The organism is Cedecea sp. NFIX57 (assembly GCF_900177785.1).
Lineage (GTDB): Bacteria > Pseudomonadota > Gammaproteobacteria > Enterobacterales > Enterobacteriaceae > Cedecea > Cedecea neteri_C.
In genome coordinates, this window is sequence record NZ_FXAS01000012.1 from 122,396 (window position 1) to 147,532 (window position 25,137).

The following is a 25,137-nucleotide window of genomic DNA, read 5'->3' on the forward strand; positions in this document are numbered from 1 at the left end:
AAGGAATTGAGTTGATCGTCTCAAATCCCTTCGCCGGCGTTATCCGGATCAGGTTCGACGGGTATTATCTCAGCGCGGACAAACTGTCCTGGCACCCCGTTGAGCAGGAAGGATTCTACTGATTTCCTTTGGGTTACGGAAGTAATGTTACGAAAGCGTTATGGGCCCGGTGGGGCAAACCAGGCGGACTTGAAATCAAACCAGCCTAGCGTGTTCATCCGTACCCCGCGCATACTGCGCTGGCCTTCAATGCGCAACCAATGATGAATCAATGGGATAACGTCATTTCGCTCCAGCATTTGCTTGCACCATTCCGGCAGGGCCAGCGTTTTGCTGTGCCAGCGATGAGCATCGCCCTGCCAGTCGATGGGGATGCATTTTTGAATCAGCGGGACTTCATACAGCTGGGCAAACAGGGAGTATTCCAACGGCACGGTGAAGTTCACGCTGTTCAGCCAGATGTCGCTCTCGGCCTCACCCTGATGCCACTCCGCATAATCTATCTCCTGCACAATCAGCTTCACGCCCTGCTCAGCCAGTAATTCGGTCATGATGCTGCTGATCACCCGATGCTCTACGTGATCGCGGTAGTAGGTGAGCGTAATGCTCTCCAGCCCGGCAGGTTTAGCCAGCAACGGCCCGGGGCGCGAATGGTGCCAGCGCGGGAGTAAACCATAGGCCGGGAACCAGTATTGTTGATACTGCTCGGTCGCGCGGTAGATAAGGTTGACCGGGGAGAGAATATGCCCAATCCACTGGCGAACGTCTTCATTGACGCCGAGGCTGGAGCGGCTGTCGAACAGCAGGTAGTAGCAGCCTTCTTCCGGGCGGCTTTCAACGGCTTTTTCGCTGTCCGGCATGCCCTGGAGCTGCACGCCGCAGCTCGACTCTTCACCCACTTCGGGCAGGACCCAGAAGTTAACCTCGTCAATCAGCGCCCGAAAGCCAAAGTAATCATCAAAGGCGTGGATCTTTAGCTGGTTGCGGTTGTTCCGCGCCACGGAATAGGGGCCCGTGCCGATGGGCTGGCTGGCGAAATTTGTCATCGTTGTCCATTCCCGCGGCAGGATCATGGCGTTCACGCTGCCCAATAGCCACGGCAGCCAGTCATCCGGCTGGCTAAGATGGATATCCAGTGTCCAGATAGTCGGCGAGGTGATTTGTGTGATATGGGCAAAAAGCGGCAGGGCGTTGATGCGCTGCAGGGAAGAGATGATATCGAGCATGTCCAGCTCGCGGCCGTGATGGAAATGGATGCCGGGGCGCAGGAAGAAACGCCAGCGTAATGGGGAAATTTGCTGCCAATGGTGAGCAATATCCGCTTCGAGTTCCCCATTTTCCTCATTTATTCGCGTCAGGCCGCTAAAAATCTGGCGGGCGATGTGGGTTTCGGAACGACGCAGCGCCGAACCGGGCAGCAGATTTAGCAGCGGGCGATAGTAAAGGACACGCAGAATATGTCTGCCCTGGCGAAAGCTGCGGCCTAAATGAGAGATGAGCATCTGGCGGACAGCGGCTTTGTCGCCGACGATTTGGACTAGCTGATCGATACGATCTTGCTCCAGCAGATCTTCCGCCCTCTGCTGCTGAAGCGCCAGCCCGGTATAAAGAAAAGTGAGCTGCGAGCGCTTGCCTCGTCCGGCTTCCGCCTGCCAGCTTAGCCAGCCCTTTTCCTGCATCGCATTAAGCAGCGTACGCATATGGCGGCGGGAACAGCTCAGCAAATCCGCTAAATCATTCAGCGTGGTTTCCTGAGGTTTGCCTTCGCAGCATTGCCACAGGCGGATGAATTGTTGTTGCAGGCGTGACGAAGACATAAAAGAGGAACTCCAGGCGGAAACTCATCAATTTAACTTTCCCTATATTACGCCAATAATCATCCTCGATGAAGCGAGGAGGTGTTTATGAAGCGGTCATCACCTGCGAAGTTTTTCCAACAGTACTTTGCCGCAACACAGTTTGTTTGTTCTGGATGGCTGGCTCGCCTGACGGTGGAGCAAAGACTAAGGATGCTCGAAGACTTGATGCAGTGGGAGGTTACAACCCCGATGCCCGAGAACGCCAACGCGCCGACTCATGTGTGACTGAGTATTGGTGCTTTTCACCGGCCAGCAGCTGTTTACTGCTGGCTTTTTTCGTTTAATCTTTACGCATTTAACAAATACCTCTGACGACATCTCCTTTTAAGGACACTCCATGCTCTGGTTTTTGACCCGCGCACGCCGTTTTAACCCTGTTTACGCTGCCTTCATGGCCGTCTCTTTTATGATTGGCGTGGCCGGTGCGCTACAGGCTCCGACGCTTAGCCTCTTTTTAACTCGTGAAGTTGAAGTCAGGCCGTTTTGGGTCGGCCTGTTTTACACCGTTAACGCGATTGCCGGGATTGGTGTCAGTTTACTGCTGGCCAAAAGGTCAGACAGTCAGGGCGACAGGCGAAAACTGATTATGGTTTGCTGCGTGATGGCGGTGGCAAACTGCGTTCTGTTTGCCTTTAACCGTCATTATCTGACGCTGATTACGCTCGGCGTAATGTTTGCCTCAATAGCCAATACCGCCATGCCGCAGATTTTTGCCCTGGCGCGTGAATACGCCGACCGTTCCGCCCGCGAAGTGGTGATGTTCAGCTCGATCATGCGTGCGCAGCTTTCTTTGGCGTGGGTTATCGGGCCGCCACTCTCTTTTATGCTGGCACTGAAATATGGCTTTACCACGATGTTCCTTATCGCTGCCGGGATATTTGTTATTTCACTGGCGCTGATTATTTTCGCGCTGCCGTCCGTGCCGAGAGTTGAACAGCCCGCAGAGGTGGCGATAACGCAGGTCAGCGGCTGGAAAGACAGTAACGTGCGGATGCTGTTTATCGCTTCGATGCTGATGTGGACCTGCAACACCATGTACATCATCGATATGCCGCTGTGGATAAGCCAGGATCTCGGGTTGCCGGATGAGCTGGCGGGGTTATTAATGGGCACGGCGGCAGGGATTGAGATCCCCGCGATGATCCTCGCCGGCTACTACGTGAAGCGTTTTGGAAAACGTAACATGATGGTGGCGGCCGTTGCGGCGGGCATCCTGTTTTATGTTGGGCTGATCCTTTTCCACTCCAAAACGGCGTTGGTGATCTTACAGCTCTTTAATGCGGTGTTTATTGGGATTATTGCGGGGATAGGCATGCTGTGGTTCCAGGATTTGATGCCGGGAAGACCGGGATCTGCAACGACGCTATTCACCAACAGTATTTCAACGGGCGTGATTCTGGCTGGGATACTTCAAGGCGCGCTTGCGGAAGGTTTTGGTCACTATTCTGTTTACTGGCTGATGGCGGCACTTGCGGTGATCGCACTGTTCCTGACTAGCCGGGTTAAGAACGTTTAAAATTTTCCCCTCTCATGAGCGAGAGGGGAAAATGAGTTACTGCATAAATGTTGGCAGTTTTTGCTCGTAGCCAGAAATAGCGGCTTCGTGCTGCAGCGTCAGGCCGATGCTGTCCAGGCCGTTCAACATGCAGTGACGGCGGAAGCTATCCAGCTCAAACGAATAGCTCTTCTCGCCCGCCAGAACCGTCTGGGCTTCCAGGTCGACGACAAACTTAATGCCAGGCTGGGCTTCGACCAGCTTGAACAACTCATCCACCTGCTCATCGCTCAAGATAACCGGCAACAGCTGGTTGTTAAACGAGTTGCCATAGAAAATGTCCGCAAAGCTTGGCGCAATCACCACTTTGAAACCGTAGTCGGTTAATGCCCACGGGGCGTGCTCACGAGAAGAGCCGCAACCGAAGTTTTCGCGAGCCAGCAGAATTGAAGCACCTTTAAATTCCGGGTAGTTCAGCACGAACTCCGGGTTAGGGACTTGTCCTGCATCGTCCAAAAAACGCCAGTCGTTAAACAGGTGCGCACCAAAACCAGTGCGGGTTACCTTCTGCAAAAACTGCTTCGGGATAATGGCATCGGTATCGACGTTCGCCGCGTCCAGCGGAACGACCAGGCCGGTATGTTGGATAAATTTCTCTGCCATGGTGGTTCCTCTTATTTCAGTGTACGAATATCGGCAAAATGACCGGAAACAGCGGCCGCGGCGGCCATCGCCGGGCTGACCAGGTGAGTACGCCCGCCGCGACCCTGGCGACCTTCGAAGTTACGGTTGCTGGTAGAGGCGCAACGCTCGCCAGGATTCAGGCGGTCGTTGTTCATGGCCAGGCACATGGAACACCCAGGCAAACGCCATTCAAAACCGGCTTCAATGAAGATCTTATCCAGCCCTTCAGACTCAGCCTGCGCTTTGACCGGGCCTGAGCCTGGTACAACCATGGCCAGCACGCCTGGCGCGACTTTACGGCCTTTGGCGACTTCAGCTGCTGCGCGCAGGTCTTCGATACGCGAGTTGGTGCAGGAGCCGATAAAGACTTTATCGATAGCCACTTCGGTCAGCGGAATACCCGGCTTCAGGCCCATATAGGCCAGCGCTTTTTCTGCCGAGGCACGTTCCACCGGATCGCTGAAGGATTCCGGGTTAGGAATATTATCGGTGACGGAAATCACCTGACCTGGGTTGGTTCCCCAGGTAACTTGCGGAGCAATATCGGCGGCGTCTAAGGTGACGATAGTGTCAAATTTCGCGCCTTCGTCGGTGCTGAAGGTTTTCCAGTACGCGACGGCTTCATCCCAGTCGGCCCCTTTTGGTGCATGCAGGCGGCCTTTCACATAGTCGAAGGTGGTTTCATCCGGCGCAACAATCCCGGCTTTAGCCCCCATTTCAATGGCCATGTTACACAGCGTCATTCGGCCTTCCATGCTCAACGCACGAATAGCATCGCCGCAGAATTCAACCACGTGACCGGTGCCGCCGGCGCTGCCGGTTTTGCCGATGATGGCCAGCACGATGTCCTTGGCCGTGATCCCTGGAGCCGCTTTGCCCTGGACTTCAATTTTCATGGTTTTCGCACGGCCCTGTTTCAGGGTCTGCGTCGCCAGAACGTGCTCAACTTCGGAGGTCCCAATCCCAAAAGCCAGTGCACCGAATGCGCCGTGAGTAGCCGTATGGGAGTCGCCGCACACAATGGTCATGCCCGGCAGGGTGATCCCTTGTTCTGGCCCCATAACGTGAACGATGCCCTGATAAGGGTGGTTCAGATCGTACAGCTCAACGCCAAACTCTTTGCAGTTCTTCATCAGTTCCTGCATCTGAATACGAGCCATCTCGCCGGAGGCGTTGATGTCCTTGGTTTGGGTCGACACGTTATGGTCCATCGTGGCGAAGGTTTTCCCCGGCTGACGAACCGGGCGGCCATGGGCGCGCAATCCGTCAAAGGCCTGCGGGGAAGTCACTTCATGCACCAGATGGCGATCGATATACAGCAGCGGTGTCTCTTCCGGGGCTTCATACACGACGTGGGCATCGTACAACTTCTGATATAAGGTTCTGGCCATGATTATTTCCCCTGAGCGATGTAGCGGGCAATGATATCGCCCATTTCGTCGGTGCTGACTGCCTGACCGTCGCGGGCTAAATCGCCGGTGCGGTGGCCTTCTTCTAACGCGCGATTGATGGCGCTTTCGATAGCCTGTGCGGCTTCTTCGGCATCCAGGCTGTAGCGCAACAGCAGCGCCAGCGACAGGATCTGCGCGATAGGGTTGGCAATGTTCTTCCCGGCGATATCCGGTGCTGAGCCACCTGCAGGTTCGTATAAGCCAAAACCTTGTTCGTTGAGGCTGGCAGAAGGCAACATGCCCATAGATCCGGTGATCATGGCGCATTCGTCGGACAGGATGTCACCGAACAGGTTGGAACACAGCAGAACGTCGAACTGCGATGGATCTTTAATTAACTGCATGGTGGCGTTGTCGATATACATGTGAGACAGCGACACATCGGGGTATTCTTTAGCGATTTCGTTGACGATTTCGCGCCACAACAGTGAGGTTTGCAGCACGTTTGCTTTATCAATCGAGGTCACTTTGCTGCGGCGCTTGCGGGCAGACTCAAAGGCGATGCGAGCAATGCGCTCGATCTCAAAGCGGTGGTAAACCTCAGTATCGAAGGCTTTCTCGTGCATACCGCTGCCTTCGCGGCCTTTCGGCTGGCCGAAGTAAATCCCTCCAGTCAGTTCGCGAACGCACAGAATGTCGAAGCCGTTTGCCGCAATGTCGGCTCGCAGCGGGCAAAACTCTTCCAGCCCCTGATACAGGCGCGCAGGGCGCAGGTTGCTGAAGAGCTTAAAGTGTTTACGCAACGGCAGCAGGGCACCGCGCTCAGGTTGTTCCGCTGGCGGCAGATGTTCCCACTTCGGGCCACCTACAGAGCCGAACAGAATTGCATCAGCCTGCTCACAGCCTTCAACCGTGGCCGCAGGCAGAGGGCTGCCGTGACGATCAATGGCTGCGCCACCGACATCATAGGAGCTGGTGCTGATACGGATATCAAAGCGATTGCGAACTGCATCCAGTACTTTCAGGGCCTGAGCCATCACTTCCGGGCCAATACCGTCACCCGGCAAAACTGCAATATGGTAATTTTTCGACATTACACGGTTTCCTGATTTTGTTCTTTATTCTGATGTTGAGCTTTGCGTTGCAATTCTTTTTCGACTTCACCGGCGCGCCAAATGTTGTTCAGTACGTGGACCATGGCTTTGGCCGATGACTCGACGATGTCGGTTGTCAGGCCTACGCCGTGGAAGCGACGACCGTTGTAATCCACCACGATATCCACCTGGCCCAGCGCGTCTTTGCCCTGACCTTTGGCAGTTAAGCTGTATTTCACCAGCTCAATGTTGTAATCGGTGATGCGGTTAATTGCCTGATAGACCGCATCCACCGGGCCGTTACCGTTTGCTGCTTCAGCTTTGATCTCTTCGCCGCAAACCAGCTTCACGGATGCGGTCGCGATACCGTTAGAACCCGACTGCACGCTGAAATAATCCAGGCTGAAGTGCTCTGGCTCTTCCTGTTGCTTGTTGATGAAGGCCAATGCTTCCAGGTCGTAATCAAACACCTGGCCTTTTTTGTCCGCCAGCTTCAGGAAGGCGTCGTACAGGTTATCCAGGTTGTAATCAGCCTCTTTGTAACCCATCTCGTCCATGCGGTGTTTAACTGCGGCACGGCCGGAGCGTGAGGTCAGGTTCAGCTGTACCTGATTCAAGCCGATTGATTCCGGCGTCATGATTTCGTAGTTTTCGCGATTTTTCAGCACGCCGTCCTGGTGGATGCCAGAAGAGTGGGCGAAGGCGCCGGTGCCGACGATAGCTTTGTTGGCCGGAATTGGCATGTTGCAGATTTGGCTAACCATCTGGCTGGTGCGCCAGATTTCCTGATGATTGATATTGGTGTGCAGGTTCATGATGTCCTTGCGCACCTTGATAGCCATGATGACTTCTTCCAGTGAACAGTTACCCGCTCGTTCGCCGATGCCGTTCATTGCGCCTTCAACCTGGCGAGCACCTGCGTGAACTGCCGCCATAGCATTACCTACGGCCAGCCCCAAATCGTCGTGGGTATGTACGGAAATAATTGCTTTATCAATGTTAGGCACGCGTTCATACAAGCCGGTGATGATGTTGGAGAACTCAAACGGCATGGTGTAACCGACGGTATCCGGGATGTTAATGGTGGTTGCGCCTGCGTTGATCGCGGCTTCCACTACACGAGCCAGATCTGCAATCGGCGTACGGCCAGCATCTTCGCAGGAGAATTCCACGTCATCGGTGTAATTACGGGCGCGTTTCACCATATAAACGGCGCGCTCAATGACTTCGTCCAGCGTACTGCGCAGCTTGGTGGCGATGTGCATTGGAGAGGTGGCGATGAAAGTATGAATACGGAAGGCTTCAGCGACTTTTAAGGATTCAGCTGCAACATCGATGTCTTTTTCAACACAACGGGCCAGGCCGCAAACACGGCTGTTTTTGATATTGCGAGCGATAGTCTGTACGGATTCAAAATCACCAGGGGAAGAGACGGGAAAGCCGACCTCCATGACGTCGACGCCCATGCGTTCCAGCGCCATAGCGATCTGCAACTTCTCTTTTACACTCAGGCTTGCCTGTAAAGCCTGTTCGCCGTCGCGCAATGTAGTATCAAAAATAATGACTTGCTGGCTCATGGTTCGGTCCTTTATCTCTTTGGGTGCCTTCGCGACGAGCATAAAAAAACCCGCGCATTGGCGCGGGTTTTTTCTGTCTGAAGGCTTGAATCAACGCTGATTGTCGCCCACCAGTCTACCGCGCAAATAAGATGCGTTTAGTAGTAGACCAAGTAGGCGGACGGTGCGATTCATGTTTCAAGCCCTGTGCAATTTCGTGATGTATTTATTGGTACTTGATCTCAACGCAGGTGTCAACCTTTAGGCGAGCAGCAGGATCGTAGGAAGGATAAGCAGAAGATGTTCATTCAGTGAAAAATACTGTGAAATAATGTTTTCTTAATATCTTAATTAAGATTAGGTTGTTTTTTATTATCTGATAATATGCTGAATTCTTGAAATTAACCTTATGAATATGACGGAACTCATGTATTGTTCCATTGTCTGATGGGCCTCTTATTTTTCGTTAAATATCGAAGTTTTTATGTCGGTGAGTTTTATGACGCGTTTCATCATCATCAATAATAACGGTGCTGGTTACGCGAATTGTTAAAAGAGATGCTTGGCGTGAAATATTAAATGGAATTTCAAACTTATGTATTGTGAAATGGACCCCAATTCATTACTGGAGTAAAAAATGGATTGCAGAAGAAATAAGAGTCGGGAGGCTCTGGATGCCATAAAACCCCGGCTACGTAATGTAGACTTAAATTTGCTGACTGTTTTTGATACGGTAATGAGAGCGCAAAGTATCACCGGTGCCGCTAAGTTGTTAGGGATGTCTCAACCAGCTGTCAGCAACGCTGTTTCCCGGTTGAAAACAACTTTCAATGACGAATTATTTGTACGTAACGGGAGAACCATACAAGCAACGACAAGAGCTTTTCAGCTTTATGACGTGATTCGTGATGCCTTACAGATGGTCCAAAATGAGCTGCCTGAGGGCGATTTTGATCCCTTGATAAGCAAGCGTCAGTTTACGTTTTGCATAGCCAGTCCTTTGGACAGCAAAATAATGTCGCGTATTTTAGATGCTCTTAAATATACTGCGCCGAATGTTCAGTTAATTTTTAAGTCTTCTTTTAATGACGATGTTGAACGGCAGTTACGCTATCAGGAAGTTGACTTTTTGATTTGCTATGATGAAATTATGTGCCCGGAATTTAAAAAAATATCTTTGTTTGATGATGAAATGGTTTTAGTTACGGGCAAAGAACATCCTGGCTTTTGTTCGCCATTAACGGCGCGCGATTTCTATAATCAGAAACATGCAGTAACTTCCCCTGAATGTTATGGTTCGTTCAGTTCGTTCTGGTATGACACGTTGAATAAGCAAAAGGCGATTGCTTATCAGGGGATGGCAATGACCTGTGTATTAAACGTGGTTTCACAAACACGGCTAGTGGCTGTTGCACCACGCTGGCTGGTTGATAACGTATCTACTGATCTGAATCTTAAGGTATTCCCTGTGCCTTTTATCCAGAAAGAGCGCACCTGCTATTTATCGTGGCATAGCTCAGCCGGGCAAGATAAGGGCCATTTGTGGATGCAAAACCAAATAGCAAAAATCTTATACCAATAACATCAGCAGTATGTTGGATTTTCGGGCCTAAACAGCCCGTTTCCACTCCTTGATATAAAAAATCCAGTATTTTCAACTTAAGCATTTTCTGACGCCGATCTCCTGGCTGCAGCATCATGCTAAATTAATAGATAACACACTGTGTTTCTCCGCATCTTTGACATATTCGTCAATAGTCACCCCTCGTATTTAGTTGATCGCTCCGCCATGCACGATTTTTATAGCGGTGAGCGTAATTTCTTCTTTCCCGCTGGCACAGGGGGGTAATTGCCTGACGGATCTTGAGCGGTTATGTTAATGGGCTAAACCTATAAAAACGATACAGGCAGAGACACAACCTGTCGCAACGACGGCGCGGAAATGATTTCTGCGCGCGGTCAAAAACGTGAGCCTGGAGGCAAAACCATGGAGATGTTGTCAGGAGCCGAGATGGTCGTCCGGTCGTTAATCGATCAGGGCGTAAAGCAAGTATTCGGCTATCCGGGAGGCGCAGTTCTCGATATTTATGATGCGCTTCATACTATGGGCGGGATCGATCATGTGCTGGTGCGCCATGAGCAGGCTGCCGTGCATATGGCTGACGGCCTGGCGCGTGCTACCGGGGAGACCGGCGTTGTGCTGGTGACTTCGGGGCCTGGCGCGACGAATGCCATTACCGGCATCGCCACCGCCTATATGGATTCTATTCCGATGGTCGTGTTGTCCGGGCAGGTCGCGACTTCATTGATTGGTTACGACGCCTTTCAGGAATGCGATATGGTCGGTATCTCTCGACCTGTCGTGAAACATAGCTTCCTGGTAAAACAGGTCGAAGACATACCGGGGATCATCAAGAAGGCCTTCTGGTTAGCCTCAAGCGGCCGTCCGGGGCCTGTTGTGGTCGATTTACCCAAAGACATCATGAGTCCGCTGAATAAGTTGCCGTATGCCTGGCCAGACGCCGTTAGTATGCGCTCTTACAACCCAACGACGCAGGGCCACAAAGGGCAGATCAAACGCGCCCTGCAGACGCTGATTGCGGCTAAAAAACCGGTGATGTATGTAGGCGGTGGGGCGATCAATTCAGCTTGTGAGGCAGAATTATTAACGCTTGCTGAAAAGCTCAACATTCCAGTTGTCTCTTCGCTGATGGGGCTTGGTGCGTTCCCGGCCACGCACCGGCAGTCGCTGGGTATGCTGGGCATGCACGGCACCTACGAAGCCAATATGACGATGCATCATTCGGACGTTATCTTTGCCGTTGGCGTGCGCTTTGATGACCGAACCACGAACAATCTCGCAAAATACTGCCCGAATGCGACAGTGTTGCATATTGATATTGATCCTACGTCTATCTCCAAAACAGTTGCGGCGGATATCCCAATTGTGGGGGATGCGCATCAGGTTCTGACTCAAATGCTGGACTTACTTGCCCAGGAAGAGATTCAGCAATCCGGGGATGATATTCGGGACTGGTGGCAACAGATTGAACAGTGGCGCGCTCGTCACTGCCTTGAATTCGATCGCCATAGCCAGGCTATCAAGCCGCAGGCTGTTATTGAAACAGCTTATCGCCTGACGAACGGTGATGCTTATGTCACCTCCGATGTGGGCCAGCACCAAATGTTTGCCGCGCTTTATTATCCGTTCGATAAGCCACGACGTTGGATAAATTCAGGTGGCCTGGGCACGATGGGCTTTGGTCTTCCTGCCGCGCTTGGCGTGAAGATGGCGTTGCCGGATGAAACGGTCATTTGCGTCACCGGCGATGGCAGTATCCAGATGAATATCCAGGAGCTTTCTACCGCGTTGCAGTACGGCTTGTCGGTTCTGGTTTTGAACCTTAACAACCGTTACCTCGGCATGGTGAAACAGTGGCAGGACATGATTTATTCGGGTCGCCATTCCCAATCTTATATGGAGTCGCTCCCGGACTTTGTCCGCCTGGCTGAGGCCTATGGCCACGTAGGGATTAGCATCACTAAGCCAGAAGAGCTGGAAAGTAAACTTGCTCAGGCACTGGAAACGGTGCGCGGTGGGCGACTGGTGTTTGTCGATGTCACAGTTGATGGTACTGAACACGTTTATCCGATGCAGATTCGCGGTGGCGGTATGGATGAAATGTGGTTAAGCAAAACGGAGAGAACCTGATTATGCGCCGGATATTATCTGTCTTACTGGAAAATGAATCAGGTGCGTTGTCCCGGGTCATTGGTCTGTTCTCTCAGCGTGGCTACAACATTGAAAGTCTTACCGTAGCGCCTACGGATGATCCTACGCTTTCTCGTATGACGATCCAAACCGTTGGCGATGAGAAGGTATTGGAGCAGATTGAGAAGCAACTGCATAAGCTAGTGGATGTTCTCCGCGTCAGTGAGCTGGGGCAGGGGGCATACGTTGAGCGTGAAATTATGCTGGTGAAAGTGCAGGCTAGCGGATACGGGCGGGAAGAGGTGAAACGCAGCACGGAAATTTTCCGTGGGCAAATCATTGATGTGACACCAACGCTATACACTGTCCAACTTGCCGGCACCAGCGATAAACTCAACGCGTTCCTTGATACAATCCGCGACGTTGCCAAAATCGTCGAAGTGGCTCGCTCGGGCATTGTTGGCGTTTCGCGCGGCGATAAGATCATGCGTTAGTCACTAATGTGATCTAATTCACATGCCCGGTAATCACTGCCGGGCTTTTTTTTGCAAATAAGAAAACAAGCGCCTGCAAAAGCGGTTGCCGGAGTTATTATTCTGCGTTTAGATGTAAATGTCGTTAACCATAGCCAGGGCATGGTTATGGATCACCTGGAGAGTAAGGGGCTACAGTGAAATTGGATGAAATCGCGCGTCTGGCTGGCGTGTCGCGCACCACAGCAAGCTATGTTATCAACGGAAAAGCAAAACAGTATCGCGTTAGCGATAAAACCGTTGAGAAAGTCATGGCGGTGGTACGTGAGCATAATTACCACCCTAATGCGGTAGCCGCCGGGCTACGTGCAGGACGCACGCGTTCTATCGGGCTGGTGATCCCAGACCTGGAAAACACCAGCTACACCCGTATAGCAAATTACCTTGAGCGTCAGGCTCGCCAGCGCGGCTATCAGTTGTTGATCGCTTGCTCTGAGGATCAACCCGACAACGAAATGCGCTGCATTGAACATCTTCTACAGCGGCAGGTTGATGCCATTATTGTGTCTACCTCCTTACCGCCTGAGCACCCTTTTTATCAGCGATGGGCAAACGATTCGTTTCCGATTATTGCGCTCGACCGTGCGTTAGACCGTGAACACTTCACCAGCGTTGTCGGTGCCGATCAGGACGATGCAGAAATGCTGGCTGAGGAGCTTCGCAAATTCCCAGGTGAAAATATCCTTTACCTTGGCGCGTTACCTGAACTGTCCGTGAGCTTCCTGCGTGAGCAAGGGTTCCGTACTGCCTGGAAAGATGATCCTCGTACTGTCAATTATCTCTACGCTAACAGCTATGAACGTGAGGCTGCCGCTCAGCTTTTTGAAAAATGGCTGGAAACTCACGAGATGCCTGATGCGTTGTACACAACGTCCTTCGCTCTGCTGCAGGGCGTAATGGATGTCACGCTGCGCCGTCAAGGGCGGCTGCCTTCGGAGTTGGCGATCGCCACCTTTGGCGATCATGAGCTGCTGGATTTCCTGCAGTGTCCGGTATTGGCGGTCGCACAGCGTCATCGCGATGTTGCTGAGCGAGTGCTGGAACTTGTGCTGGCAAGCCTTGATGAGCCGCGTAAGCCGAAGCCTGGGTTAACCCGAATTCGCCGCAATCTTTATCGTCGGGGTAGCCTAAGTCGTTACTGATAAAGAGATCATTATCAGCCACTTAAAGTTAATTAAGATTTTTCCCGTATATTTACCCTTATTTTTTAAGGCAATTAATTAGGCGGGAAAAATCGGGTAAAAAAATCCCCATCGAGAAATAAATCTCTTCTTTGTATTATTTTGTTACACACCCGCCGTTAAGAAATGTTGGATTATTAATCATTAGCAACCTCTCTTTACTTCTGTCTTGCGCAGAGCCAGCGCCAGACGGGCATCTGGCGCTGTTCACTCGCCTTGAAATACCTTAAAATGCCGCCCGCGTCGCAAACTGGGTACTTAATATTTCCCTAATCAAGTATTCGGTCGTTTTAACGCTGTTGATGTTTATTGGTCTTTTTCTTTCAAATATTCATAACGTTAATTTTGCCTCGCTATTGCGGGCTTTTTCACGCCAGCCATTTATCAATCGCTTAGGCGCGGGAATTTATTCCCGTAAGCGGCCTGGCTGGCTTGACAAGGTTTTCCTCCCCTCCGTAAACTCCTTTATGTGGGAATTTGTGGGTTAAAGTGGTGAAATGGGTCATTAAAGGGTGAGGCTGGCATGTTCCGTGGGGCAACGTTAGTCAATCTCGACAGCAAGGGGCGGCTCGCCGTACCTACCCGTTACAGGGAAAAGCTGATCGAAACCTCAGAAGGTCAGATGGTTTGTACCATCGACATCCATCACCCCTGCCTGCTGCTTTACACCGTTCCTGAGTGGGAAATCATTGAACAAAAGCTTGCCCGTCTGTCGAGCATGAACCCCGCAGAACGCCGCGTACAGCGTCTGTTATTGGGTCATGCCAGTGAATGTCAGATGGATAACGCCGGGCGATTGCTGTTGGCGCCCGTTTTACGGCAGCACGCCGGGCTTACCAAAGAAGTCATGCTGGTCGGCCAGTTCAATAAGTTTGAGCTGTGGGATGAAGCGACCTGGCATCAACAGGTCAAGGAAGATATCGACGCTGAGCAGGGTTCGACAAACACCTTGTCGGATCGTCTGCAGGACTTGTCACTTTAGAAATGATGGAAAATTTTAAACATACTACGGTGCTGCTGGACGAGGCCGTTAATGGTCTGAATATTCGTCCCGACGGCATCTACATTGATGGCACTTTTGGTCGCGGTGGCCATTCACGCCTGATTCTGTCCCAGCTCGGTGAGCAAGGACGGCTGCTCGCGATCGACCGCGATCCGCAGGCGATTGCTGCGGCGGCTGCTATCGATGACCCACGCTTCTCCATCATTCATGGCCCATTCTCTGCGCTTGCAGATTACGCACGTGAGCGCGAACTGGACGGTAAGATCGACGGCATTTTGCTGGATCTCGGCGTCTCTTCTCCTCAACTGGATGATGCAGAGCGCGGCTTTTCGTTTATGCGTGATGGTCCGTTGGATATGCGTATGGACCCAACGCGAGGTCAATCTGCCGCCCAATGGCTGATGACGGCTGAAGAAACCGACATTGCCTGGGTTATTAAAACTTTCGGCGAAGAACGTTTTGGTAAGCGCATTGCACGCGCCATCGTTGAGCGTAACCGCGAAGAGCCGATGACGCGTACCAAAGAGCTGGCGGCTGTGGTCTCTGCCGCTATGCCGGTCAAAGATAAGTTTAAGCACCCGGCGACCCGAACATTCCAGGCTATTCGGATCTGGATCAACAGCGAGCTGGATGAAATTGAAAAAGCGTTGAATGGCTCGCTGGAAGCGTTATCTCCCGGTGGCCGCTTATCGATCATTAGCTTCCATTCTCTGGAAGATCGTATCGTTAAACGTTTTATGCGCGAAAACAGCCGAGGGCCACAGGTCCCAGCTGGCTTACCGATGACGGAAGCACAATTGAATAAGCTGGGCGGTCGCCAGTTGAAGGCGCTAGGTAAGCTGATGCCAGGTGAAGAAGAAGTGGCGGAAAATCCACGCGCCCGTAGTTCTGTTTTGCGTATTGCGGAGAGGACTAACGCATGATCAATCGGGTGACAGAAACCCTCAGCAGAGTGACGCAGCTCGGTAGCAACGAGCGACATGCGTTGCCTGCCGTGATTGGTGGCGATCTTCTGCGCCATGGGAAACTGGCACTTTGCTTGTTCGTCGCCATTATCGTGACCGCGGTTTCCGTGGTCACAACGGCGCACCATACCCGTCTGCTTACCGCACAGCGTGAGCAGATGGTACTCGAACGTGATGCGCTGGATATTGAATGGCGCAACCTGATTCTTGAAGAAAACGCGCTCGGCGATCATAGCCGGGTAGAACGGATCGCGACGGAGAAGCTGCAACTGCAGCATGTCGATCCTTCACAGGAAAACATCGTAGTTCAGCAATAAGGAATCGTGCGGCAGATGAGAGCAGCGGCAAAAACGCTTAAACCAAAACGTCAGGAAGAACAGGCCAACTTTGTGAGTTGGCGTTTTGCGTTGCTCTGCGGTTGCATTCTGTTAGCGCTGGCTTTCCTTCTGGGCCGTGTCGCCTGGCTGCAAATCATTAACCCGGACATGCTGGTACGCCAGGGTGACATGCGTTCATTGCGCGTGCAGGAAGTGTCTACTTCCCGAGGGATGATAAGCGATCGCGCGGGACGCCCTCTGGCGGTTAGCGTACCGGTCAATGCCGTCTGGGCCGATCCAAAAGAATTGCATGACGCTGGTGGAGTGACGCTGGACAACCGCTGGAAGGCGCTGGCCGACGCACTAAAAATTCCTCTCGACCAGCTTTCATCCCGCGTGAACAGCAACCCCAATGGGCGATTTATTTATCTTGCGCGTCAGGTTAACCCGGATATTGGTGACTACATCAAAAAGCTTAAGCTTCCGGGAATTCACCTGCGGCAGGAATCTCGTCGCTACTATCCATCCGGCGAAGTGACTGCTCACCTTATCGGCTTCACCAACGTGGACAGCGAAGGGATCGAGGGGGTGGAAAAAAGCTTTGATAAATGGCTTACCGGTCAGCCGGGCGAGCGCATTGTGCGTAAAGATCGCTATGGGCGCGTTATCGAAGACATTTCCTCTACCGACAGCCAGGCCGCCCATAACCTGGCTTTGAGCATTGATGAACGCCTGCAGGCGCTGGTTTACCGCGAACTGAATAACGCTGTTGCTTTCAACAAAGCCGAATCGGGCAGCGCTGTTTTGGTTGATGTGAATACTGGTGAAGTCCTGGCGATGGCTAACAGCCCGTCCTACAACCCGAATAATCTGACCGGCACGGCAAAAGACGTAATGCGTAACCGCACCATCACCGACGTCTTCGAGCCAGGTTCCACCGTTAAGCCGATGGTGGTGATGACCGCGCTGCAGCGTGGCGTGGTAAATGAAAATACCGTACTGAATACAATTCCGTACCGCATTAATGGTCATGAGATCAAAGATGTGGCGCGGTACAGCGAATTGACCCTTACCGGGGTCTTACAGAAGTCGAGTAACGTCGGTGTTTCTAAGCTGGCGTTAGCGATGCCCTCCTCAGCGTTAGTAGATACTTACTCACGTTTTGGACTGGGAAAAGCGACCAATTTGGGGTTGGTCGGGGAACGCAGTGGCTTATATCCTCAAAAACAACGGTGGTCTGACATAGAGAGGGCCACCTTCTCTTTCGGCTATGGGCTAATGGTAACCCCGTTACAGTTAGCGCGAGTCTACGCAACGATTGGCAGCTATGGCATTTATCGCCCGCTGTCGATAACCAAAGTTGACCCGCCGGTTCCCGGCGAGCGTATTTTTGCTGAATCGACCGTCCGTACCGTGGTGCACATGATGGAAAGCGTGGCGCTGCCCGGCGGCGGCGGCGTGAAGGCGGCGATTAAGGGCTACCGTATTGCGATTAAAACCGGTACTGCGAAAAAAGTCGGGCCGGACGGTAAGTACATAAACAAATACATTGCTTACACCGCAGGCGTTGCGCCAGCCAGCCAGCCGCGATTTGCGCTGGTGGTGGTTATCAATGACCCGCAGGGCGGTAAGTATTACGGCGGTGCCGTATCTGCACCTGTGTTCGGTGCCATCATGGGCGGCGTACTGCGCACCATGAACATCGAGCCGGATGCGCTGGCAACCGGTGAGAAAAGCGAATTTGTAATTAATCAGAAAGAGGCATCAGGTGGCAGATCGTAATTTGAGCGACCTTCTTGCTCCGTGGGTAGCCGGGCTACCTGCGAGAGCGCTGCGAGAGATGACACTCGACAGTCGCGTGGCGGCTGCGGGCGATCTTTTTGTGGCCGTGGTCGGTCATCAGGCGGACGGGCGTCGTTATATCCCGCAGGCGATAGCACAGGGTGTGGCTGCCGTGATCGCAGAAGCGGACGGTGAAGCGGCGGATGGTGAAGTTCGCGAGATGCACGGCGTACCGGTTATTTACCTGAGCCAACTGCATCAGCGCCTGTCTGCATTGGCTGGCCGTTTCTATCACCAGCCTTCTGAATCCTTGCGTCTGGTTGGTGTTACCGGCACCAATGGCAAAACGACAACGACTCAACTGTTGGCACAGTGGGCACAGCTGTTGGGTGAAACCAGCGCCGTGATGGGGACCGTAGGTAATGGCCTGCTCGGGCAGGTTGTACCAACAGAAAATACCACCGGCTCTGCGGTAGACGTGCAGCACGTGCTGGCGAGCCTGAAGGCTCAGGGCGCAACCTTTGGTGCCATGGAAGTTTCATCCCATGGTCTGGTCCAGCATCGTGTGGCGGCACTGAAGTTTGCCGCGTCGGTGTTTACCAATTTAAGCCGCGATCACCTTGATTATCATGGTGATATGGCGAATTACGAAGCCGCTAAGTGGCTGTTGTTTTCCGAGCATGACTGCGGTCAGGCGATCATCAACGCCGATGACGAAGTGGGTCACCGCTGGCTGGCGCGCCTGCCGGATGCTGTGGCGGTCACCATGGAAAATAACCTTGAGCCGGGTGCACATGGGCGCTGGCTGAAAGCTGATGAAGTGATTTATCACGACGGTGGGGCGACAATTCGCTTCAGTTCATCGTGGGGTGAAGGCGAGATCGAAAGCCGTCTTATGGGCGCGTTTAACGTCAGTAACCTACTGTTGGCTTTAGCCACGCTGCTGGCGCTGGGTTATCCGCTCGAAGCATTAATTGAAACTGGCCCGCTTCTGCAACCAGTTTGTGGGCGAATGGAAGTGTTCAGCACTGACGGCAAACCTACCGTGGTTGTGGATTATGCCCACACGCCGGATGCGCTGGAAAAAGCGCTGCAGGCAGCTCGTCTGCACTGTTCCGGCAAGTTGTGGTGCGTATTTGGCTGTGGCGGCGACCGCGACAAGGGCAAGCGGCCTATTATGGGCGGGATTGCCGAGCAATATGCCGATGTGGTGGTGGTAACAGATGATAACCCGCGCACCGAAGAACCGAAGGCTATCGTCAACGATATTCTGACCGGTATGCTGGATGCTGGCCGTGCGCACGTTGTACTGGGGCGCGCAGAAGCGGTGACCAACGCGATTATGCAGGCCAAAGAAAATGACGTGGTTCTGCTGGCAGGTAAAGGACACGAGGACTATCAGATTGTTGGCAACCGTCGTCTGGATTACTCCGACCGCGTCACCGCGGCTCGTCTGTTAGGGGTTGTGGCATGATTCGCGTCTCCCTGAAGCAACTGGCGTCCATTCTTAATGGACAGCTACATGGCGCAGACGCCGACATTATTGATGTCACAACGGATACCCGCAAGCTGACGGCTGGCTGTCTGTTTGTTGCGCTGAAAGGCGAACGTTTTGATGCCCATGACTTTGCCGCCGATGCGGTGAAAGGTGGTGCTGGTGCATTATTAGTTAACCGTAAGCTGGATATTGATGTGCCCCAACTGGTTGTGGCCGATACCCGCCTTGCATTTGGTGAACTAGGCGCGTGGGTTCGCCAGCAGGTGCCAACTCGCGTTGTGGCACTAACCGGCTCTTCCGGCAAAACTTCCGTGAAGGAAATGGCGGCGTCTATTCTGCGCCAGTGCGGCAATACGCTTTATACCGCAGGCAATCTGAATAACGATATTGGCGTGCCAATGACGCTGCTGCGTCTGACGCCGGAATACGATTATGCCGTTATTGAGCTGGGTGCAAACCACCAGGGGGAAATCGCCTGGACCGTAGGGTTAACCCGCCCGGAAGCGGCGCTGGTGAATAACCTGGCGGCTGCGCATCTTGAAGGCTTTGGTTCCCTGGCTGGCGTGGCTAAAGCTAAAGGCGAGATCTTTACTGGCCTCGCTGCAAACGGCACGGCGATCCTCAACGCCGATAATAACGACTGGCTGAACTGGCAGGCGATTATTGGCGATCGCAAAACCTGGCGCTTCTCACCCAACGCCGCAGGCAGTGATTTCACCGCGACGAATATCCATATCACCTCCCACGGCACAGAATTTACTCTGCATACCCCTCAGGGCGATGTTGATGTCGTTCTGCCGCTGCCGGGTCGCCACAATATTGCTAACTCTCTGGCAGCTACCGCATTAGCGATGGCCGTTGGTGCGACGCTCGAAGCTGCAAAAGCAGGGCTCGCTGAGCTTAAAGCGGTGCCGGGTCGTCTGTTCCCTATCCAGCTTGCAGAGAACCAGCTGCTGCTGGACGACAGCTACAACGCTAACGTGGGCTCAATGACTGCGGCGGCACAGGTATTGTCAGAAATGCCGGGTTACCGTGTGATGGTAGTTGGCGATATGGGCGAGCTGGGCGATGAAGCCGAAGCTTGTCATCGTCAGGTTGGCGAAGCCGCTAAAGCCGCAGGTATTGACCGTGTTTTGAGCGTTGGTGTGTTAAGCAAAACGCTCAGTGACGCATCAGAAGTTGGTGAACATTTTACTGATAAACAGGCCGTGGTGGAGCGTTTGAAAGCGCTTATCGCGGAACATTCAATTTTAACCATTTTGGTGAAAGGTTCACGTAGTGCGGCCATGGAAGAGGTGGTTCGCGCATTACAGGAGAAACAAGCATGCTAGTTTGGCTGGCCGAACATTTGGTCAAATATTATTCCGGCTTTAACGTCTTTTCTTATCTGACGTTTCGCGCCATCGTCAGCCTGCTGACCGCTCTGTTTATCTCCCTGTGGATGGGGCCGCGTATGATCGCACGTTTACAGCAACTCTCCTTCGGGCAAGTTGTACGTAACGATGGCCCTGAGTCTCACTTTAGCAAGAAAGGGACGCCAACCATGGGCGGGATTATGATCCTGACCGCCATTGTGGTGTCCGTACTGATGTGGGCTTATCCCTCGAACCCTTACGTCTGGTGCGTGCTGTTTGTGCTGATCGGTTTCGGGATCGTTGGCTTTGTCGATGACTACCGCAAAGTGGTTCGTAAGGACACCAAAGGTCTGATTGCTCGCTGGAAATACTTCTGGATGTCAGTGATTGCGCTGGTCGTTGCTTTCACAATGTATGTAGCCGGGAAAGGGACGCCAGCAACTGAACTTGTTGTGCCGTTCTTCAAGGACGTGATGCCGCAGCTTGGCCTGTTCTACGTGCTGCTTGCGTACTTCGTTATTGTCGGCACCGGTAATGCGGTAAACCTGACCGATGGCCTTGATGGCCTGGCAATTATGCCGACCGTATTCGTTGCCGCTGGTTTTGCACTGGTGGCATGGGCTACGGGGAACATGAACTTTGCGGGTTATCTGCACATACCTTACCTGCGCCACGCGGGCGAACTGGTTATCGTCTGTACGGCGATTGTCGGCGCCGGCCTGGGCTTCCTGTGGTTCAACACTTACCCGGCTCAGGTCTTCATGGGTGATGTGGGTTCTCTGGCTCTCGGCGGGGCGCTTGGGACGATCGCGGTACTGCTGCGCCAGGAGTTCTTGCTGGTGATTATGGGCGGCGTGTTCGTCGTTGAAACGTTATCGGTAATCCTCCAGGTGGGCTCGTTCAAGCTCAGAGGACAGCGCATCTTCCGTATGGCGCCCATTCACCATCACTATGAATTGAAAGGCTGGCCGGAGCCGCGCGTGATTGTGCGCTTCTGGATTATTTCGCTGATGCTGGTGCTGATTGGCCTGGCTACGCTGAAGGTTCGCTAAACATGGCAGATTACCAGGGTAAAAACGTTGTCATCATTGGACTAGGCCTGACGGGCCTGTCCTGCGTGGATTTCTTTATTGCGCGCGGCATTACGCCACGCGTAATGGATACCCGTATTTCTCCTCCTGGTCTCGATAAACTGCCTGAGAGCGTTGACCGCCATACCGGTTCGCTGAATGAAGACTGGTTGCTGACGGCGGATTTGATTATTGCCAGCCCTGGCGTGGCGCTTGCTACTCCAGCCTTGAATGCGGCGGTGGATGCCGGGATTGAGGTAATCGGTGATATCGAACTGTTTTGCCGTGAAGCCCAGGCTCCGATCGTCGCCATCACCGGCTCTAACGGTAAAAGTACCGTGACTACCCTGGTGGGAGAGATGGCGAAAGCAGCTGGTGTGAATGTGGGCGTGGGCGGAAATATTGGGCTGCCAGCTTTAATGCTGCTGGACAAAGGCTGCGAGCTTTATGTCCTGGAACTCTCCAGTTTCCAACTGGAAACCACCCATAGTCTGAAGGCCGCAGCGGCGACCGTTCTGAACGTGACTGAAGATCATATGGATCGCTATCCGTTCGGGATGCAGCAATATCGTGCGGCAAAACTGAGCATCTATGAAAATGCCAAAGTTTGCGTAGTCAACGCAGACGACGCGCTGACGATGCCGGTTCGTGGTGCGGACGAGCGCTGTATCAGCTTTGGTGTCGACGTCGGCGATTATCATCTTAATCGCCAGCAGGGCGACACCTGGTTGCGGGTGAAAGGGGAGAAAATCCTCAACACCAAAGAAATGAAACTGGTTGGGCAGCATAACTATACCAACGCTCTGGCCGCGCTGGCGCTAGCGGACGCGGTGAATCTTCCCCGCTCCAGCAGCCTGAAAGCACTGACCACCTATACCGGTCTGGCGCATCGCTTCCAGCTGGCCTGGGAACGTAATGGCGTTCGCTGGATTAATGATTCTAAGGCCACCAACGTTGGCAGCACAGAAGCGGCGTTAAATGGTCTGCACGTTGAAGGGACGCTCCATCTGCTGTTAGGCGGTGACGGGAAGTCTGCCGACTTCTCACCTTTAGCTCGCTACCTGCAGGGCGATCGCGTTCGCCTGTACTGCTTTGGTCGTGACGGTGCGGAACTGGCTGAGTTACGCCCGGATATTGCCGAGCAGACAGAAACCATGGAACAGGCAATGAAACTTGCCGCGGGCCGTGTGGAGTCTGGCGATATGGTGTTGCTCTCTCCAGCTTGCGCCAGCCTCGATCAGTTTAAAAACTTTGAACAACGCGGCGACATGTTTACTCAATTAGCGAAGGAGCTAGGCTGATGCGTTTATCTCTCCCTCGCCTTCGCGTTCCTCGCATTCCAGGGTTTGGTATCCTGGCCTGGGTCGCTTCGGCGTTAAAAGGGTGGGTAATGGGCTCCCGCGAGGCCGACGCCAACAGCATGGTCCTGTATGACCGCACGCTGCTCTGGCTGACCTTAGGGCTGGCCGCGATCGGTTTTATTATGGTGACTTCGGCGTCGATGCCGGTAGGTCAACGCCTGGCAAACGATCCGTTCCTGTTTGCAAAGCGCGACGGGCTCTACATCATCGTCGCGTTTGTGCTGGCGATGGTGACGCTGCGTTTGCCGATGGATTTCTGGCAGCGCCACAGTACGGCGATGCTGCTGGCTTCGATCGTGATGCTGCTGATTGTACTGGTCGTCGGTAGTTCGGTTAACGGGGCATCGCGCTGGATTGCTTTCGGCCCGCTGCGTATTCAGCCCGCAGAGTTTTCCAAGCTGTCACTGTTCTGTTATCTCGCAAACTATCTTGTGCGCAAGGTGGATGAAGTTCGAAATAACCTGCGCGGCTTCCTGAAGCCAATGGGCGTGATTCTGGTGATGGCCGTTCTGCTGCTGGCTCAGCCTGACCTGGGTACCGTAGTTGTGCTGTTTGTTACCACGCTGGCAATGCTGTTCCTTGCAGGGGCAAAGCTGTGGCAGTTTATCGCGATTATCGGGATGGGGATCTCGGCGGTTATCCTGCTGATCCTCGCCGAGCCTTACCGTATCCGCCGCGTTACATCGTTCTGGAACCCGTGGGAAGATCCGTTCGGCAGCGGCTACCAGCTAACGCAATCGCTGATGGCTTTCGGGCGCGGTGAATTGTGGGGGCAAGGGCTGGGGAACTCGGTTCAGAAGCTGGAATATCTGCCTGAAGCGCACACTGACTTCATCTTCTCGATCATCGGTGAGGAGCTGGGATATATCGGTGTGGTGCTTGCTCTTTTGATGGTATTCTTCGTCGCTTTTCGTGCGATGTCCATCGGCAAACGTGCGCTGGAATTGGATCAGCGTTTCTCCGGTTTCCTGGCGTGTTCTATCGGGATCTGGTTTAGCTTCCAGGCGCTGGTTAACGTCGGCGCTGCTGCGGGTATGTTGCCGACTAAAGGCCTGACGCTGCCGCTTATCAGTTACGGCGGTTCCAGCCTGCTGATTATGTCGACGGCAATTATGCTGCTGTTGAGAATAGATTATGAAACGCGTCTGGCTAAGGCCCAGGCGTTTACACGGAGTGCCAAATGACGGGCAAAGCGAAGCGATTGATGGTGATGGCGGGTGGCACCGGTGGGCATGTTTTCCCAGGGCTGGCTGTTGCTCATCACCTTCAGGCGGAAGGGTGGGATATTCGCTGGCTTGGTACTGCGGACCGTATGGAAGCCGATCTGGTGCCGAAAAACGGGATTGAGATCGACTTTATTCGCATTTCTGGCCTGCGCGGCAAGGGCGTAAAAGCCTTGTTGCTGGCCCCTGTGCGTATTTTCAACGCGTGGCGCCAGGCTCGCGCCATCATGAAAGCATGGAAACCTGATGTTGTGCTGGGCATGGGCGGTTATGTTTCCGGGCCTGGTGGCCTGGCTGCCTGGTCTCTTGGCATTCCCGTTGTCTTGCATGAACAAAACGGCATAGCCGGTTTGACGAATAAATGGCTGGCAAAGATCGCCACCAAGGTAATGCAAGCCTTTCCTGGCGCATTCCCTAAAGCGGACGTCGTTGGCAACCCGGTGCGGACAGATGTGCTTGCTTTACCGCTGCCGCAAGTGCGTTTTGCCGGAAGAGAAGGCCCGGTTCGTGTGCTGGTTGTCGGTGGTTCTCAGGGCGCTCGCGTGTTGAACCAAACCATGCCGCAGGTCGCAGGGCGTTTAGGTGAATCCGTGACTATCTGGCACCAAACCGGAAAGGGTGGTCAGGCGGTTGTACAGCAGGCTTATGCTGAAGCAGGGCAGCCTCAGCACAAGGTCACCGAGTTTATTGATGATATGGCAGCAGCCTACGAATGGGCTGATGTTGTGGTTTGTCGCTCAGGGGCATTAACCGTGAGTGAAATCGCAGCTGCAGGGTTACCAGCCTTGTTTGTTCCTTTCCAGCACAAAGATCGGCAACAGTACTGGAATGCACTGCCGCTGGAAAAGGCTGGCGCTGCGAAAATACTGGAGCAACCGCAGTTTACCGTGGATGCCGTTACCCGTGCCCTGGCGGGGTGGGACAGAGCAACGTTGCTGGCAATGGCCGAGCGAGCGCGCGCTGCCTCCATTCCTGATGCAACTGAACGTGTAGCAAACGAAGTCAGCGCCGCAGCGCGCGCGTAATACTTGTGGGTGGCAAATTGTCGCCCGTAAATT

General features: G+C 53.3%; 22 protein-coding genes and 1 riboswitch. Of the genes, 16 read left to right on the forward strand and 6 right to left on the reverse strand.

Features of this window, described 5'->3' with window-relative positions:
- Window positions 1–7: 7 nt before the first annotated feature.
- A riboswitch (TPP riboswitch) is annotated at window positions 8–109 on the reverse strand.
- Window positions 110–158: 49 nt separating this feature from the next.
- A complete protein-coding gene (sgrR, locus tag B9Y90_RS12495) occupies window positions 159–1,817 on the reverse strand; it encodes an HTH-type transcriptional regulator SgrR (protein WP_085541403.1) in 1,659 nt (552 codons plus the stop codon).
- Window positions 1,818–1,904: 87 nt separating this feature from the next.
- Between sgrR and sgrT the strand changes: the two genes are divergently transcribed.
- Both sgrT and B9Y90_RS12505 read left to right on the forward strand, forming a co-directional pair.
- Entirely contained in the window at window positions 1,905–2,084 is a 180-nt protein-coding gene (gene sgrT / locus B9Y90_RS12500; protein WP_008461749.1) for a glucose uptake inhibitor SgrT, read from the forward strand.
- Window positions 2,085–2,196: 112 nt separating this feature from the next.
- Window positions 2,197–3,375 carry a sugar efflux transporter gene (locus B9Y90_RS12505; RefSeq protein WP_085541404.1) on the forward strand — a complete coding sequence of 393 codons (1,179 nt, stop codon included), beginning with the start codon at window positions 2,197–2,199 and terminating at the stop codon, window positions 3,373–3,375.
- A gap of 36 nt (window positions 3,376–3,411) precedes the next feature.
- On the opposite strand, the gene leuD is transcribed toward B9Y90_RS12505, so the two are convergent.
- The 5 genes from leuD to leuL form a co-directional block, all read right to left on the reverse strand.
- Window positions 3,412–4,017: a 3-isopropylmalate dehydratase small subunit gene (gene leuD / locus B9Y90_RS12510; protein ID WP_085541405.1), complete on the reverse strand. Its 606-nt coding sequence runs from the start codon at window positions 4,015–4,017 to the stop codon at window positions 3,412–3,414.
- A gap of 11 nt (window positions 4,018–4,028) precedes the next feature.
- Window positions 4,029–5,429, reverse strand: coding sequence for a 3-isopropylmalate dehydratase large subunit (leuC, locus tag B9Y90_RS12515; protein WP_085541406.1), 1,401 nt, complete (start codon window positions 5,427–5,429; stop codon window positions 4,029–4,031).
- Between the two features lie 2 nt (window positions 5,430–5,431).
- On the reverse strand, window positions 5,432–6,523 hold the full coding sequence (gene leuB / locus B9Y90_RS12520; protein WP_039290263.1) for a 3-isopropylmalate dehydrogenase: 1,092 nt from the start codon (window positions 6,521–6,523) through the stop codon (window positions 5,432–5,434).
- Window positions 6,523–8,100 carry a 2-isopropylmalate synthase gene (leuA, locus tag B9Y90_RS12525; RefSeq protein WP_039290265.1) on the reverse strand — a complete coding sequence of 526 codons (1,578 nt, stop codon included), beginning with the start codon at window positions 8,098–8,100 and terminating at the stop codon, window positions 6,523–6,525. Before leuA ends, leuB begins: the two co-directional genes overlap by 1 nt.
- A gap of 90 nt (window positions 8,101–8,190) precedes the next feature.
- Complete coding sequence (gene leuL / locus B9Y90_RS27555; protein WP_139827388.1) at window positions 8,191–8,274, reverse strand: leu operon leader peptide; 84 nt, start codon at window positions 8,272–8,274, stop codon at window positions 8,191–8,193.
- A 442-nt stretch (window positions 8,275–8,716) separates the two neighbouring features.
- On the opposite strand from leuL, the gene leuO reads away from it, so the two are divergent.
- The 14 genes from leuO (at window position 8,717) to murG (ending at window position 25,104) form a co-directional block, all read left to right on the forward strand.
- A complete protein-coding gene (gene leuO, locus B9Y90_RS12530; protein ID WP_085541407.1) occupies window positions 8,717–9,661 on the forward strand; it encodes a transcriptional regulator LeuO in 945 nt (314 codons plus the stop codon).
- 405 nt (window positions 9,662–10,066) lie between these two features.
- On the forward strand, window positions 10,067–11,791 hold the full coding sequence (gene ilvI / locus B9Y90_RS12535; protein ID WP_039296477.1) for an acetolactate synthase 3 large subunit: 1,725 nt from the start codon (window positions 10,067–10,069) through the stop codon (window positions 11,789–11,791).
- Window positions 11,792–11,793: 2 nt separating this feature from the next.
- Window positions 11,794–12,285, forward strand: a complete 492-nt coding sequence (gene ilvN / locus B9Y90_RS12540) for an acetolactate synthase small subunit (protein WP_008461768.1) — start codon at window positions 11,794–11,796, stop codon at window positions 12,283–12,285.
- A gap of 176 nt (window positions 12,286–12,461) precedes the next feature.
- Window positions 12,462–13,466: a catabolite repressor/activator gene (gene cra / locus B9Y90_RS12545; protein WP_008461770.1), complete on the forward strand. Its 1,005-nt coding sequence runs from the start codon at window positions 12,462–12,464 to the stop codon at window positions 13,464–13,466.
- Window positions 13,467–14,028: 562 nt separating this feature from the next.
- A complete protein-coding gene (gene mraZ, locus B9Y90_RS12550; RefSeq protein WP_008461772.1) occupies window positions 14,029–14,487 on the forward strand; it encodes a division/cell wall cluster transcriptional repressor MraZ in 459 nt (152 codons plus the stop codon).
- 2 nt (window positions 14,488–14,489) lie between these two features.
- A complete protein-coding gene (gene rsmH, locus B9Y90_RS12555) occupies window positions 14,490–15,431 on the forward strand; it encodes a 16S rRNA (cytosine(1402)-N(4))-methyltransferase RsmH (protein ID WP_039290267.1) in 942 nt (313 codons plus the stop codon).
- Window positions 15,428–15,790: a cell division protein FtsL gene (ftsL, locus tag B9Y90_RS12560; RefSeq protein WP_008461776.1), complete on the forward strand. Its 363-nt coding sequence runs from the start codon at window positions 15,428–15,430 to the stop codon at window positions 15,788–15,790. The genes rsmH and ftsL overlap by 4 nt, the downstream gene beginning before the upstream one ends.
- Window positions 15,791–15,805: 15 nt before the next feature.
- Window positions 15,806–17,572 (forward strand): peptidoglycan glycosyltransferase FtsI, encoded by a 1,767-nt coding sequence (locus B9Y90_RS12565; protein WP_039290269.1) that lies wholly within the window; start codon window positions 15,806–15,808, stop codon window positions 17,570–17,572.
- Window positions 17,559–19,046, forward strand: coding sequence for a UDP-N-acetylmuramoyl-L-alanyl-D-glutamate--2,6-diaminopimelate ligase (gene murE, locus B9Y90_RS12570; RefSeq protein WP_085541408.1), 1,488 nt, complete (start codon window positions 17,559–17,561; stop codon window positions 19,044–19,046). The genes B9Y90_RS12565 and murE overlap by 14 nt, the downstream gene beginning before the upstream one ends.
- Complete coding sequence (gene murF / locus B9Y90_RS12575) at window positions 19,043–20,401, forward strand: UDP-N-acetylmuramoyl-tripeptide--D-alanyl-D-alanine ligase (RefSeq protein ID WP_085541409.1); 1,359 nt, start codon at window positions 19,043–19,045, stop codon at window positions 20,399–20,401. Before murE ends, murF begins: the two co-directional genes overlap by 4 nt.
- A complete protein-coding gene (mraY, locus tag B9Y90_RS12580; protein WP_085541410.1) occupies window positions 20,395–21,477 on the forward strand; it encodes a phospho-N-acetylmuramoyl-pentapeptide-transferase in 1,083 nt (360 codons plus the stop codon). Before murF ends, mraY begins: the two co-directional genes overlap by 7 nt.
- Window positions 21,478–21,479: 2 nt before the next feature.
- Window positions 21,480–22,796 (forward strand): UDP-N-acetylmuramoyl-L-alanine--D-glutamate ligase, encoded by a 1,317-nt coding sequence (murD, locus tag B9Y90_RS12585; RefSeq protein ID WP_085541411.1) that lies wholly within the window; start codon window positions 21,480–21,482, stop codon window positions 22,794–22,796.
- Window positions 22,796–24,040, forward strand: a complete 1,245-nt coding sequence (gene ftsW, locus B9Y90_RS12590) for a cell division protein FtsW (protein ID WP_039290282.1) — start codon at window positions 22,796–22,798, stop codon at window positions 24,038–24,040. Before murD ends, ftsW begins: the two co-directional genes overlap by 1 nt.
- Window positions 24,037–25,104: an undecaprenyldiphospho-muramoylpentapeptide beta-N-acetylglucosaminyltransferase gene (gene murG / locus B9Y90_RS12595; protein ID WP_085541412.1), complete on the forward strand. Its 1,068-nt coding sequence runs from the start codon at window positions 24,037–24,039 to the stop codon at window positions 25,102–25,104. Before ftsW ends, murG begins: the two co-directional genes overlap by 4 nt.
- Window positions 25,105–25,137: the final 33 nt, after the last annotated feature.

Bases quoted from the DNA above. Each gene is read 5' to 3' on its own strand.
- ilvI (WP_039296477.1), top strand. From the start codon at position 10,067: ATGGAGATGTTGTCAGGAGCCGAGATGGTCGTCCGGTCGTTAATCGAT.
- mraZ (WP_008461772.1), top strand. From the start codon at position 14,029: ATGTTCCGTGGGGCAACGTTAGTCAATCTCGACAGCAAGGGGCGGCTC.
- B9Y90_RS12565 (WP_039290269.1), top strand. From the start codon at position 15,806: ATGAGAGCAGCGGCAAAAACGCTTAAACCAAAACGTCAGGAAGAACAG.
- sgrR (WP_085541403.1), bottom strand. From the start codon at position 1,817: ATGTCTTCGTCACGCCTGCAACAACAATTCATCCGCCTGTGGCAATGC.
- B9Y90_RS12505 (WP_085541404.1), top strand. From the start codon at position 2,197: ATGCTCTGGTTTTTGACCCGCGCACGCCGTTTTAACCCTGTTTACGCT.
- rsmH (WP_039290267.1), top strand. From the start codon at position 14,490: ATGATGGAAAATTTTAAACATACTACGGTGCTGCTGGACGAGGCCGTT.
- mraY (WP_085541410.1), top strand. From the start codon at position 20,395: ATGCTAGTTTGGCTGGCCGAACATTTGGTCAAATATTATTCCGGCTTT.
- leuA (WP_039290265.1), bottom strand. From the start codon at position 8,100: ATGAGCCAGCAAGTCATTATTTTTGATACTACATTGCGCGACGGCGAA.
- murF (WP_085541409.1), top strand. From the start codon at position 19,043: ATGATTCGCGTCTCCCTGAAGCAACTGGCGTCCATTCTTAATGGACAG.
- sgrT (WP_008461749.1), top strand. From the start codon at position 1,905: ATGAAGCGGTCATCACCTGCGAAGTTTTTCCAACAGTACTTTGCCGCA.
- leuO (WP_085541407.1), top strand. From the start codon at position 8,717: ATGGATTGCAGAAGAAATAAGAGTCGGGAGGCTCTGGATGCCATAAAA.
- leuB (WP_039290263.1), bottom strand. From the start codon at position 6,523: ATGTCGAAAAATTACCATATTGCAGTTTTGCCGGGTGACGGTATTGGC.
- ftsW (WP_039290282.1), top strand. From the start codon at position 22,796: ATGCGTTTATCTCTCCCTCGCCTTCGCGTTCCTCGCATTCCAGGGTTT.
- murG (WP_085541412.1), top strand. From the start codon at position 24,037: ATGACGGGCAAAGCGAAGCGATTGATGGTGATGGCGGGTGGCACCGGT.
- leuL (WP_139827388.1), bottom strand. From the start codon at position 8,274: ATGAATCGCACCGTCCGCCTACTTGGTCTACTACTAAACGCATCTTAT.
- leuD (WP_085541405.1), bottom strand. From the start codon at position 4,017: ATGGCAGAGAAATTTATCCAACATACCGGCCTGGTCGTTCCGCTGGAC.
- murD (WP_085541411.1), top strand. From the start codon at position 21,480: ATGGCAGATTACCAGGGTAAAAACGTTGTCATCATTGGACTAGGCCTG.
- ilvN (WP_008461768.1), top strand. From the start codon at position 11,794: ATGCGCCGGATATTATCTGTCTTACTGGAAAATGAATCAGGTGCGTTG.
- ftsL (WP_008461776.1), top strand. From the start codon at position 15,428: ATGATCAATCGGGTGACAGAAACCCTCAGCAGAGTGACGCAGCTCGGT.
- leuC (WP_085541406.1), bottom strand. From the start codon at position 5,429: ATGGCCAGAACCTTATATCAGAAGTTGTACGATGCCCACGTCGTGTAT.